The organism is Ferrimonas futtsuensis DSM 18154, from assembly GCF_000422645.1.
Classification (GTDB): domain Bacteria; phylum Pseudomonadota; class Gammaproteobacteria; order Enterobacterales; family Shewanellaceae; genus Ferrimonas; species Ferrimonas futtsuensis.
In genome coordinates this window covers 36299-48549 of sequence record NZ_AUGL01000014.1, presented here as the reverse complement: position 1 = coordinate 48549, position 12251 = coordinate 36299, and the positions used below count along the sequence as shown (strand labels likewise).

Genomic DNA, 12251 nt, shown 5'->3' with positions numbered 1-12251 from the left:
CATCCTGCAAAGGTTTTGTTTTTGGAGTGTCGCCGGCAAATTCGCTGGCGAATATACAACCATACTAGAGCTTAAGCGCTTATTATTTCAATGGATATTCCAGGATTCGGCCTTAAGTGGCTGCCCAGCCTTTTCCGGACGTTTGCGCGTTGTTCAGAGACCTTTTGGCGAACCCGCGTTCGCTTCTGTAACGGGACTGGCTGATAACGCGCTGTAGCATTTTGAAACGTAAACAAATTGTAGCTAATCTTCTGGCCTGATAGCTTGCTGATTGAGCAAAATTCGGTTCAGTTCAGGGATGATGAGATGAAAAAAATGTTGAAGCGGGCCGGGGTAGGTCTGCTGTCGATCACCGTGTTGGGCGGAGCCTTCGCCGCCCATGAATGGTATGCAGAGAAGCCTTTTTTCTTTCGGAACTTCGTTGACCGTACTCTGGTCAAGATGGCCTTCGACAGCCCGGAGACCCTTACCTCCCTTGGCTTCCTCGAGTCCGCCGGAATCAATGGCCACAATGCCAGACTGGATGACGCCAGCCCCGCCCGCAGCGACGAGCAACTGAATACCCTGCTGGATGCCCGCCGGGTGCTGATGACCTACGAAGATGCGGATCTGAGCGAGGAGGATCGCCTCTCCAAGGAGGTGGCCCTCTATCTGCTCAACTTCATGGATGAAGCCAAGGCATTCCGTCACCATAACTACCCAGTCAATCAGATGTTTGGGGTACAGAGCGCTTTCCCGAGCTTCATGCAGTCAAAGCATCAGGTAACCAGCAGCGAAGATGCGGAACACTACCTGGCCCGTTTGGATCAGGTGGAGCGGAAGTTTCTTCAGTATCTGGAGGGACTGAAGCTGCGGGAGGAGAAGGGGATCATCCCCCCTCGCTTTGTCATTGACCGGGTGTTGACCGAGATGCGCGGGTTCGTGGATACCCCGGCCACAGAGAACATCCTGTACACCTCCCTGGCCAAGAAACTGGACAAGGTGGATGGGCTGCCACAGGAGGAGAAACAGGGCTTGCTGGCGGGGGCCGAGGAGCGAATTGAAAATCGGGTGTACCCCGCTTACCAGGGCTTTATCGCCTACTTCGAGCAGCTTCATGCCAAGGCGGGAGAGGACGCCGGATTGTGGCGCCTGCCTCAGGGCGAGCAAGCCTATGAGGCGGCGTTGAGGCTGTTTACCACCACAGATTACAGTGCCGACGAGATTCATAACCTGGGCTTGGCCGAGGTGGATCGCATTCAGTCGCGAATGATGGCGATACTGGCCGCAGAGGGGATAGAGACCCAGTCCGGCTTTGCCGCGGCCATGGAGGCACTCTCATCCGATTCCCGTTTCTACTACCCGGATACCGACCAGGGGCGTCAGCAGATCCTCGACGAATACCAGCGCATTCTGGATGAGATCGATGCCGGCATTGCCCAGGCGTTTAGCCTTCGCCCCGCGGTGGGCATGGAGGTTAAGCGGATTCCGGCGTTTAAGGAGAAGACCTCACCGGGAGCCTATTATGAGCAGCCGGCACTGGATGGCAGCCGCCCCGGGCGTTTCTACGCCAACCTTTACGACATCAAGGCCACCCCCACCTATTCCATGCGCACCCTGGCATACCACGAAGGGATACCCGGCCATCACTTCCAGATCGCCATCGCCATGGAACTGGAAGGGCTGCCTTTCTTTCGCCGCGTTTCTCCCTTTACCGCCTATGTGGAAGGCTGGGCCCTCTATGCTGAGCAACTGGCCTGGGAGATGGGCTTTCAGCAGCAACCTCTGGATAACCTGGGCAGGCTGCAGGCCGAGTTGTTCCGCGCCGTGCGTCTGGTGGTGGACACCGGTCTGCACGCCAAGCGCTGGACCCGGGAGCAGGCGATTGACTACATGCTGGCCAACACCGGCATGGCAGAGTCTGACGTCATCGCCGAGGTGGAGCGTTACATCGTGATGCCCGGTCAGGCCACCGCCTACAAGGTGGGGATGATGAAGATTCTGGAGCTGCGCCATCGGGCTCAGCAGGCCCTGGGGGAGCAGTTTAATCTGGCGGCGTTCCACGACGTGGTACTCCGTAATGGCGCCCTGCCGCTCGACATTCTTGATCGCCTGGTGAATGACTACATTGCCCGGGAAAGGGCGCTGGCGGCGAACTGAACTGGCAACTCGGCCGAGCAGTGGCCCAGACCTTGATCGGCTTGGGTAACGCCTAGCCTGTCCAGGGTGCCGCAAAGCGTGATTAACCAACAGAAATTTTAACCTGATGTGACAGTCGTTGTGGCGACCCCCTGGCTATGTGATTCATTTATCCTGTGTGATTTCTAGACAGGGTGCGGCTTTCGCTTGTCATCTATGCTCGCTGGCCGGGGACAAAAGATGAGGGCCTGGTCGGAAACTGCACGAAAGGAATCAGATTCAACTCGGGTGATTATGATGTGTGAGTGAGTCGGCGTTATGGAATGTGGTTCAATCCGTGAGCAATGTCTCTGCGGCTAAAGTCCCATTGCTATCGGGATCACGACCTGAAAGATTGGCGTTATATGCATGGGAGATATGCAGTGAATTCAGTTTTTTTGCACCTATATCTGTCTTAAGCTTATCCAAACATCGTCTTAAGCGATCTTATTTCTCAAAGGAATCCCAATATGTTTAATGCGCTTGTCCTGACCCAGGAGGAGAAAACCACGAAAGCCCAGATTCAACAGCTGCAGGAGAGCGATCTGCCTGAAGGTGATGTACTGGTGGAGGTGGAAGCATCTTCTCTCAATTACAAAGATGGTCTGGCGGTGACTGGCACCGGCAAAATCATTCGGGATTTCCCCATGGTGCCGGGTATCGATTTTGCTGGTCGGGTCATCGAGTCCAGTGACGAGCGTTACAAAGCGGGTGATCAGGTCATTTTGACCGGCTGGGGTGTGGGTGAACGCCATTGGGGCGGCATGGCGGAGCGTGCGCGCGTGAAGGCGGACTGGCTGGTCCCCATGCCTGCCAACTGCGATGCCAACAAGGCGATGATGATCGGTACCGCCGGCCTGACTGCCATGCTGTGTGTTCAGGCCCGGCCGCTGGAGCGCCAGCGTTGGGCCGGTGTCGTGGACACCGTGGGCAGCCAGGTGCTGGCTCACGCCCTGTCCCAGGTGAACTACGGTGGCACTGCCGCAATCTGTGGTCTGGCTGGTGGTCACCTGTTGCCGACTACAGTGATGCCATTCATCCTGCGCAATGTGCGCCTTCAGGGAGTGGACTCCGTAGCCTGCCCCTATGATCAGCGACTGACTGCGTGGAAGAAGGCCCTGGATATTCTGCCTGAGTCTTTCTACGAGCAGGCTTGTCATAGCATTGGCCTGGGACAGGTCGCCGATTACGCCCATAAGATTGTGCGTGGTCAGGTAACCGGTCGGGTGATCATTACCCTCTGATTTTGATCTCCGTCCAGAGGTCGTGATCCGCCCCTCGGGGCGGATTTTTTATGTCCGTGCCGGAAAACCACCAAACCAATGCTTGGCCTGTGGGAAGGAGCCTGGGGAAGGAGCTTGGGGGAAGACCCAGCTGGGGAGGAGGGAGCGCCGTGAAGGCTAACTCAACTGACCATCCAGCAGGGGAGAGGTGGCGTCGCTGATCAGCTCTCTGAGCCAGCACTGGGCCGGATCCTCACCGGTGCGGGAGTGCCAGAACAGGTGGTAGTCGATGGGGGGGAGGGGGAAGGGCAGGGGCTTGACCACCAGATCATGTTGTTCTCCCGCCTGTTCGGCCAGCCCCGAGGGCAGGGTCAGCAACAAAGGCTGATGTTTGAGCAGTGCCAGGGCATTGCCCAGGCTTGGGGTGCGCAGCAGCATTCTGTGGCCGCCGAGGCCCGCCATGGCATCGTCCATCAACGCCTTTACGCCGTCACTCACTGCCACTACGGCTGACGGGTATTCTCTGAAGTGCTCAGGTTCGAGAGCGGCATCGGCCAGGGGATGCTGCTTGGCCACCACTGCCCGTAGACCGACCAGCCCCAAATTGCGGCTGATAACCGGAGCGCTCTTCCCCGGAGCCCGGCAGATGGCCAGGTCCACCCCTTCACTGCCTAGCTGGGTTTTCAGATCCCGGTGCTGGACCGGCAGCACCTCCAGGTTTACCCCCGGCGCCTGGGAGTAGAGCTTTTCCAGGATGGCGGGCATCAGTGCCTGCAGGGCAAAGTCGGTCACCGCAATGGTAAAGGTCTGTCGGCACTGCGCCGGGTCGAATACCCTGGGGGAGAGCAGATGACTCAGCTCAGTAATGGGCGCCTGCAACTTATGCTGGCAATCCAGGGCAAATTGAGTGGGCTGCAGTCGGGTGCCTACCCGGGTAAACAGCGGATCCCCCAGCATCTCTCTTAGCCTGGCCAGCACCCGGCTGGTGGCGGACTGACTCAGATGCAGACGTTTGGCGGCCCGGGTAACGCTGCCCTCCTCAATCAGTACCTGAAGGGCGACAAGCAGACTGAGGTCGCGCCGGTACAACTCTTCTAGTTCCATTGTCTTCCGTTATTTTGAGTCTTGTTAACGACACAATATCAGGCGATAGAAAGTAATGATTCTTTTCAGGTGGGGAAATATGACCTGATATTCATTTTGGAACGATTTCCAAAAGACGATGAAATATATATATTCCTTTTATAAATTTGATTGGTCTCTCTATTTTTCAAAAGGTTCAAACTCTTTTATTAAGAAATGACAGATCCTCCCGTTTTGGAACTGGTTCCACTTTTACACTGGCCCCGAGATAACCAAACAAGGGTGAGAACCAGATGAGTAAAGTTAATCTGCTCGGACGTCGTAATTTCATTAAGGGGCTGGGTGCAGCCGGTGCCGTAATGGCCGCGCCTGCCATGGCAACGTCTGTCAGCGCCAAAGGTGTGAAGTGGGATGAGACTGTAGAAATCGCCATCATCGGCTCCGGTTTCGCCGGCCTGGCCGCAGGCATCGAAGCGGCCCGTCAAGGCTGTAAGTCAGTCACCATCTTCGAAAAGATGCCTGTTTTCGGCGGTAACTCCGCCATTAACGGTGGTCTGTTCGCTGCGCCTCAAACGCCCATGCAGAAAGAGAAGGGCGTTGAAGATTCAGTAGAACGCATGGTGAATGACCAGTTGAAAGCCGGTCGTGGTATTGCCGATGAAGCTCTGCTGCGTCACGTGGCGTCTCACGCCATGGAAGCGCTGCAGATGACCATCGACGCCGGTGCCGTGTTCCACCCCTACCTGCAGCAGCTGGGTGGCCACTCCGTACCTCGTACCTACCAGACCACCGTCAGCTGTGGCGCCGGTATTACCCAGCCTCTGCTGCATGAGTGCCGCAAGATGGGCGTGAACATGGTGCCTCGCACCAAGTTCAACGGTTTCATCCTGGATGACGCTGGCAAGGTTGTCGGTGTGCGCCTGAACCAGGGGTACTACTTCGAAGATGAAGATGCCGGTGTGGAGAAAGAGATCAACGTTCGCGCCACCCGCGGTGTGATCATGGCCACCGGTGGTTTCGCTCAGAACGTCGACCTGCGTATGGCTCAGGATCCGACTCTGACCGCCGAAGTGGGTTGTACCAACGCCAAGGGTGCCACCGGTGAAGGCATGTTCGAGATGTTCCGTCTGGGTGCCATCCCTGTGCACATGGCGCACATCCAGTCCGGTCCCTGGGCGTCCCCGGATGAGGGTGGTTTCGGCTATGTGTCCAACTACTCCATCTTCAACTTCCCCCACTCCATTGCGGTTAACCGCATGACCGGTAAGCGTTTCATGAACGAAATCGCTGACCGTAAGACCCGTGCCGACGCCGAACTGGCCTGTCGTGATGCTGAAGGCAAGCCTCTGCCTCCGATCATGATCACCAGCTACGAGCACGCCAAGCAGCACCCCAACTGTAAGAAGGTACTGAAGTACGGCGTAGGCTGGAAGTTCGACTCTCTGGAAGCTCTGGCCAAGCACTTCGACGTGCCTCTGAAGCCTCTGCAGGAGCAGATTGAAGAGTACAACGGCTATGTGAAGAGCGGTAACGACGAGCAGTTCGGTAAGAACATGGGCAAAGCCAAAGGTAAGTACCTGAAAGCGCCCTTCACCGTGGTTCGTCTGTGGCCCAAGGTTCACTACTGCCAGGGCGGTGTTCAGATCAACACCAAGGCCGAGGTGAAAGACTCCTTCACCGGTCAGCGCATCGAAGGTCTGTATGCCGCGGGCGAAGTGGCCGGTGGTATGCACGGTGTGAGCCGTCTGGGTAGCTGCTCCATTCCAGATTGTATGGTGATGGGCATGACTGCTGCTCGCAGCATCATGGGCGCCTGAGTCAATAACGGAATTAATGAGGATTAGATGATGAAAAAGTTAATGACCCTGGCCGCTGTTGCTGCTCTGCTGGCAAGTACTCACGTTGCTGCTGAGATCAAGGCTGATGCTTCCCTGACCGATCAAGGTATGATGGACGGTCGCACCTACCACCAGAAGTTCTACAAGAAGGACAACTGTAAGGTGTGTCACGGCACCAACGCGCCCTCGGTTCGTCCTGCGGATGACGCCTGCCTGAAGTGCCACAAGGTGGACAAGCTGGCGAAGAAGACCGCTCGTAAGGATCAGGAGGAGCTGTGGCAGAACCCTCACAACAACCTGCACTACGGCAAAGAGACGCCTTGCACCGTGTGCCACGGTGAGCACGAAGCCAAACAGCCACTGTGTAACGACTGTCACACTTTCAAGTTTACCAAGCATAAGCAGTAAAAAAGCTGCTTAATTAAAAATATAATAAAGCCTATTAAGCGGGCAGAATCAAAACGGACTTCCAAGTCATTTTCCCACCGATTCTGCCCGCTTTATTTTAAAAGATTAAAACCATCTCTGGACATAAATGATGAAAAACTCTGCTTTGATTGCTGGGTTGTTGGTTGCCAATTCAGCTATGGCTGCTAACATTCCCGATTTTCTGGATAAAGAAGAAATTATGAACGCCGAGTTCAAATGTCTTGGCGAAACCGCCACTTATTCCAAGAAAGATCAAAAATACGTCGACATGTTGTGGGACGAAACCCTGAAATATCTCGAGGGTTACGCGGTAGCACTGAGTACCAGCGACGGTAATTGCCGCAACTCTGATCGCAGCATGTTCCAGACCAACACTCAGGATCTGGAAGGGCCGCAGTACATGTGCATCATGGACCGTCGTGACATGAAACTGATGGTCAAGCACATCTACGCGGTGATCAACAATCCGGATAAGGCCAAAGCCTGTTTCGGCGCCCGCGAGGACGTCAACTGGATCTACAGCCCGGGTGGCGAGCTGGAGAAAAACTCTCCCGTGGCCAAGTGGCTGAAACGCACCACCTTCCAGGAGTTCTTCGACAAGAAGGTCACCAACAAAGAGGTGAAGGAGTACGGTCGCGAGTTCACCAAGAACTTCTCCAAGATGGTGACCGGAGACGACATCAAACTGCCTGATGCCTTCCCATTCGATATCAGCGCCAACGCCCTGCCAAACCTGTGGGCCTCCGTGGGATGGTTCCCCATGTACGCCGAAGACAGCGAGCGTAACAAGCGGAACTTCACCAAGACTCGTGGCAACTACGCCTACGCCGAGGTGTTCGGCCACTGGGGCCTGTTGCGCATCGACGAGATCAACAATGAGAAGGTGGGTGCCGAAGTGGGCATGGTGACCCAGCGCATCGACTCCTTCTACCCCTATCACAACCATGCGATCTCCGAGATCTACTACACCATGCGTGAGCCAGCCTGTGCCGACGAGTTCCAGAACTTCGCCGTGCGTGAGGACAGCCCCCTGGTGAAAACCATCAGCGAGAACGAGACCATTCGTGAGGTGGAGTTTGACGCCGGCATGCCGAATGAGCCCTGGTTCTGGGCCAACACCTCGCCCAAGCATGATGATCTGGCCTACTTCCACCAGAACACCATCCATGCGTTTAACTACAACGGTGCCAACTGTCACGCCAAGCCTGAAGAGAAGGCGATCGTGACTGTCTGGGCTCGCTCCAACGCCCACGACAAGCGTAATGACTATGGTACGACCCGTCTGTGTGAGTCCTCCGAACGTCCCAACACGCCAGCCATGCGTGGTGAGAAGTTCCGCTGCGATCTGACCAAGACCAAGTACTGATAACCAGCTGATAAAAAGGGCCGGCGCCAGACCGGCCCATATCTCGGCCGCTTTGGCGGCCAAACTCCGGACCAGTTGACTTACATGCCCCGCAGAGGGCAGGGGTAGCTGTGTCCTGCTGATATTAAATAGGACAGGAAACGATGAAATATAATACTGCGTTGACTATGGCCGTTGCGGCCATGATGGCCGGCAGCTCCGCTGCGGCAATGGCGGAAGATGGTATTGATGTGGGCGGCACCGTTCGCGCCAACTACCAGTACAAGAGCTACAGCGACGCCTCTGAAGACAAGATGGGCGACTTCAAGTTCGACATGCTGGCCCTGAAATTCAACGGTGAGATCAACGGCATTGGCCTGGCGTCCGAGTACCGTTTCTTCGATGGCTGGGAAAGCCTGCGTTATGCCTACGCCTACTATGATTTCAATGATCAATGGCAGGGCCGCTTCGGTCTGACCAACGTGCCTTTCGGTAACCCGGGCTACATCTCCAACAGCTTCTGGTTCGGTCTGCCTTACTACCTGGGCTTTGAAGATGACTACGACATGGGCGCCACCTTCCACTACAACGGCGGCCAGTGGAAGACCGACATCGGCCTGTTCAAGAACGCCGAGTACAGCGCCTCTCGCAACGAGCGTTACTCCACCGATCTGTACAAGGGTACGGTGAACGGCACCGAGTACAACAACGAAGAGACCAACCAGATCAACCTGCGTCAGGTGTACGTCATGGATTATGACGGTGGCAGCGCAACCCTGGGTGGCTCTCTGGAGTGGGGTCAGATCTACAACAGCAAGACCGGTGACAATGGCGATCGCTATGCCGTTGCCTTGCACATGGACGCCAAGTTCGGTGACTGGAAGCTTCAGCTGCAGGCGATGCAGTATGAGTACGACGCCGACAGCCCGGCCGATGCCAACAAGATTGCCGTATCTGCCTACGCCTGGCAGTACGAAGTGGCCTCCAAGGCTCAGATCTACTCCGTCAACCTGGCCAAGAGCTTCCCCACCTCCTGGGGCAGCATCACCGTCTACAACGACTTCGGCATGCTGACACCGGACACCGATGATGCCAGCTACGACGACAGTCTGATGAACGTTACCGGTATGGCGATCTCCGCCGGTGCCACCTACACCTACATCGACTTTATTGCCGGCGAAAATATGTACGCCGCCGGGGTGAACGATCACGTGGGTCTGGCTCAGACCGACAGCGGTTGGGACAACCGCATCAACATCAACTTTGGATACTACTTCTAAGAGTTTTCCGGGGCGGCTTTGAACCGCCCCGGAAACAGACACGAGGCCATGGTTTCATCATCATCTCTTTGCTTATTGACTGTAAGGCATCGTGTCTTTCTGCTTAGGTGGCCCCCACAATTGTGGGGGCTTTTTTGTTGTTTACTGGTGCTCAATGAGCCAAAACGTGGCCCCCACTTTTTTTTGGAATCGGTTCCTTAGGTAAGCTGGTCATGATTGTCGTTTGAATAAAGTTTTTGAGGGTTTTCGGGGTGCTCCTGCGCGCCTCGGAAACGGACACGAGGCCAAGGTTTCATCATCGTCTCCCTGCTAATTGACTATGAGGTTTCGTGTCTATTTGCTTAGGTGGCCCCCACAGTTGTGGGGGCTTTTTTATGTACCGGCCATCTGGGATCAATGAGCCAAAACGTGGCTGCGATTTTTTTTTGGAAACGATTCCTCGGGTAAGGTGAGCGGCATTGTCTTGGGGGTCCCGGAGCGAACCCTGGTTAACGCATGGAGTGCCATTTCCCTTTGCCAAGAGGTGGGTATGTTGTCTGGACTCCGAGAGAGAAGGGCGCTGTGCGCCGTCGCCCGTGAGCTGATTCAGGGACAGGAGGCGTATCGCCTCAGTCGTTCCATTCTGGCTGCCCAGCCGGATGTTTGTGAGCATCGGGTCGAGCGTGTCTTCTTCAGTGATGACGACCTGCGTCTTTCCATCGCCGACAGCGAACTCTACTCCCACTTCAAGCACTTGGAGTACTCCTATCGCCTGCATCGTCAGCCAGCCAGGGCGCTGCTCTATCATGCCTGTTGGGTGGCCTATGAAGCTCAGGTGATGGGCCGTTTTCCTCTGCACCAGCTGGTGCCCGGTGACGCGCTGATCTTTTCTGCCTCGGCGGAAACATCCAGGCGCTATCTGCGCTCCTTGGCCAACTACAACGATTACCTGACCTATCTGCTGAAGATGCTGATTTCGCCCAAACTGGCGGGCATGTTGGAACTGTATAAATGGATAGCCAATGACCATCATCTACCGGATAGCAGCCGAAGCCTGGAGGCGCTGGAAGGGTACGTGTCGCTGGTTGAGTCTGTGGCTAGCTTGTTGGAGTTGGAAGCCGAAGTACGCCCTTCCAGAGAGGAGCTGACCCAGTGGCTTGTCAGTGAATTCTCTGCGGCAGATCCCTACGAGAGCACCCTGGCCGTTGGTCAGTAGCTCGCGGTTTGTCAGATTCAACGAAAAAGGCCGGTGTCTCCACCGGCCTTTCTTAACATTGAATTCAGTGCTGAATCACCATCTTGCTGAGGTTGGCCTTCAGCAGGCCACGTAACTGCTCCAATGCCTTGGATTCTGCCGACGGATTCACATAGAAGGACTCATTGAACATCGGCAATTTGGGCAGCTTATGCTCCTCGGCATCCAGTACCTGCATCTTGTCGCTGATCCGGAACTCGGCGATGGGGGCGATGCAGAGATCATCCTCTACCGCCATGCACAGAGCCTGGGGAGAGGGGGTGGAGAGCAGCACGTTGATGGGGCGCATGGAGATGTTGTGGTTGGCAAACACCTGGGCACGGATGGGGCAGTTCTCCGGGTACAGTGCCATGGGGATGGTGCTGCGTTGGTGGGAGTTGCCGTTTTTGGCGGCGGCCCAGACGAAGCGGCGCTCAAACAGCAGTTCGCCGTGGGCCTGGGGGTGCCAGTGAGTGGCGATGATGGCGTCAAATTCGCCATTGCCCAGGCGCTTGAACAGGTTGCCGGACACGTCAGTATCGATCACCAGTTGCAGGTTGGTGAACTCGCGAATGAACTCAATCAGGCCGGACTCCAGATACCACTTCACGTAATCCGTGGGCACACCGAGGCGGATGATCTGCTTGGTTTCCTCTTTGAGATCGTCCAACGCCTGCATATTGAGCTGCACCATTTTGTAGGCGTAGTTCAACAGCTTTTCACCGGCTTCGGTGAGGGTAACGCCGCGGTTATCTCTGTCCAACAGCATCTGACCGACACTCTCTTCGAGCTTCTTAATCTGCAAGCTCAGCGCCGACTGGGTCCGGCACACCTTTTCGGCCGCCTTGGACATGTTGCCGCACTCGGCAACGGCGATGAAACTCTCCAAAAGTTCGACTTTGAGCATGGGGTATTCACTCCGCTAATGGTGCCCCAAGTATTACTCAATATCCGCTTGCACCAAAGGCTGATACCTTGAGACTGTGAATTCATACAACAGAGATTTTGGAGTCTGTGATGAGCAGCTGGGAACAAAGGGCAAATTACCTGGTAACCGTGGCGCAGCGCTGTTTAAAGGGGCACAAGACCTTCGGTCTTTGCCGCTCTCATCTGGTCAAGGCCAGCCAGATCTCCAAGGGTACTGTCTACAACCATTTCCCCTCTGAGGCGGACCTGGTGGTGGCCGTGGCTACCGCCGAATTCCGAGATTTCCTGGCCCAGGCTCAGGCAGATCAGAAGGTGCATGCGAATCCCCTTCATCTCTTCCTCTACCATCATTGCTGGCGCATGCGCGAAGTGCTGTGCAATGACCGCTTCGTGATCTCCCGGGTGATGCCCAACACCGACGTGCTGGAGCAGGCCGGAGAGTTCTACCGTGCCGCCTTTAACAAGGCCTTCGCCGACTACAACGATTGGAACCAGCGGGTGATGGACGCCATCGGTCCTGTCGAAGGCTATGACCGCGGCGCCCTGGTGCGCAGCTTTGTTCGTGGCAGTCTGATCAACATCGACGATGGTGACACCGAGTGTTGTGACCTGGGGGTGTATCACCAGTACTGCTATGCCCTGACTCAACTGATGGGCCACTCCGATAAGCGCATTCCCAGCCGGGATGAACTGGGTCTGTGGCTGACCCAGATGCGCGAAGCCGCCTGAACCATATTCTTTTTTGGACTATTCCTG

The 12251-nt window shown here is 55.8% G+C and carries 10 protein-coding genes; 8 read left to right on the top strand and 2 right to left on the bottom strand.

The window, feature by feature from the left end; translation table 11 throughout:
- Positions 1–306: 306 nt before the first annotated feature.
- Positions 307–2139, top strand: coding sequence for a DUF885 domain-containing protein (locus tag G505_RS0110205; protein WP_028109466.1), 1833 nt, complete (start codon positions 307–309; stop codon positions 2137–2139).
- Positions 2140–2627: 488 nt separating this feature from the next.
- Complete coding sequence (locus G505_RS0110200) at positions 2628–3401, top strand: alcohol dehydrogenase catalytic domain-containing protein (protein WP_028109465.1); 774 nt, start codon at positions 2628–2630, stop codon at positions 3399–3401.
- 156 nt (positions 3402–3557) lie between these two features.
- On the opposite strand, the gene G505_RS0110195 is transcribed toward G505_RS0110200, so the two are convergent.
- Positions 3558–4484, bottom strand: a complete 927-nt coding sequence (locus G505_RS0110195; protein WP_028109464.1) for a LysR family transcriptional regulator — start codon at positions 4482–4484, stop codon at positions 3558–3560.
- A 272-nt stretch (positions 4485–4756) separates the two neighbouring features.
- Between G505_RS0110195 and ardA the strand changes: the two genes are divergently transcribed.
- From ardA to G505_RS0110170, 5 genes are all read left to right on the top strand, one after another.
- A complete protein-coding gene (ardA, locus tag G505_RS0110190) occupies positions 4757–6280 on the top strand; it encodes an acrylate reductase flavoprotein subunit ArdA (protein WP_028109463.1) in 1524 nt (507 codons plus the stop codon).
- Positions 6281–6409: 129 nt separating this feature from the next.
- Positions 6410–6709 carry a cytochrome c3 family protein gene (locus G505_RS0110185; protein WP_157509053.1) on the top strand — a complete coding sequence of 100 codons (300 nt, stop codon included), beginning with the start codon at positions 6410–6412 and terminating at the stop codon, positions 6707–6709.
- Positions 6710–6839: 130 nt separating this feature from the next.
- Positions 6840–8096 (top strand): dimethylsulfoniopropionate lyase DddY, encoded by a 1257-nt coding sequence (dddY, locus tag G505_RS0110180; RefSeq protein WP_028109462.1) that lies wholly within the window; start codon positions 6840–6842, stop codon positions 8094–8096.
- Positions 8097–8239: 143 nt separating this feature from the next.
- A complete protein-coding gene (locus G505_RS0110175; RefSeq protein ID WP_157509160.1) occupies positions 8240–9355 on the top strand; it encodes a porin family protein in 1116 nt (371 codons plus the stop codon).
- 529 nt (positions 9356–9884) lie between these two features.
- A complete protein-coding gene (locus G505_RS0110170; protein WP_028109460.1) occupies positions 9885–10550 on the top strand; it encodes a hypothetical protein in 666 nt (221 codons plus the stop codon).
- A gap of 64 nt (positions 10551–10614) precedes the next feature.
- On the opposite strand, the gene G505_RS0110165 is transcribed toward G505_RS0110170, so the two are convergent.
- A complete protein-coding gene (locus G505_RS0110165) occupies positions 10615–11475 on the bottom strand; it encodes a LysR family transcriptional regulator (protein WP_028109459.1) in 861 nt (286 codons plus the stop codon).
- 110 nt (positions 11476–11585) lie between these two features.
- Here G505_RS0110165 and G505_RS0110160 point away from each other — a divergent pair, with 110 nt between their 5' ends.
- The gene (locus G505_RS0110160; RefSeq protein WP_028109458.1) at positions 11586–12224 is read left to right on the top strand and encodes a TetR/AcrR family transcriptional regulator; all 639 of its coding nucleotides are present in this window, start codon (positions 11586–11588) and stop codon (positions 12222–12224) included.
- Positions 12225–12251 lie beyond the last annotated feature (27 nt).

What these genes read in the sequence shown, in the direction of transcription:
- G505_RS0110205 (WP_028109466.1), top strand. Translation starts at nt 307, where the DNA reads ATGAAAAAAATGTTGAAGCGGGCCGGGGTAGGTCTGCTGTCGATCACC.
- G505_RS0110200 (WP_028109465.1), top strand. Translation starts at nt 2,628, where the DNA reads ATGTTTAATGCGCTTGTCCTGACCCAGGAGGAGAAAACCACGAAAGCC.
- G505_RS0110195 (WP_028109464.1), bottom strand. Translation starts at nt 4,484, where the DNA reads ATGGAACTAGAAGAGTTGTACCGGCGCGACCTCAGTCTGCTTGTCGCC.
- ardA (WP_028109463.1), top strand. Translation starts at nt 4,757, where the DNA reads ATGAGTAAAGTTAATCTGCTCGGACGTCGTAATTTCATTAAGGGGCTG.
- G505_RS0110185 (WP_157509053.1), top strand. Translation starts at nt 6,410, where the DNA reads ATGATGGACGGTCGCACCTACCACCAGAAGTTCTACAAGAAGGACAAC.
- dddY (WP_028109462.1), top strand. Translation starts at nt 6,840, where the DNA reads ATGAAAAACTCTGCTTTGATTGCTGGGTTGTTGGTTGCCAATTCAGCT.
- G505_RS0110175 (WP_157509160.1), top strand. Translation starts at nt 8,240, where the DNA reads ATGAAATATAATACTGCGTTGACTATGGCCGTTGCGGCCATGATGGCC.
- G505_RS0110170 (WP_028109460.1), top strand. Translation starts at nt 9,885, where the DNA reads ATGTTGTCTGGACTCCGAGAGAGAAGGGCGCTGTGCGCCGTCGCCCGT.
- G505_RS0110165 (WP_028109459.1), bottom strand. Translation starts at nt 11,475, where the DNA reads ATGCTCAAAGTCGAACTTTTGGAGAGTTTCATCGCCGTTGCCGAGTGC.
- G505_RS0110160 (WP_028109458.1), top strand. Translation starts at nt 11,586, where the DNA reads ATGAGCAGCTGGGAACAAAGGGCAAATTACCTGGTAACCGTGGCGCAG.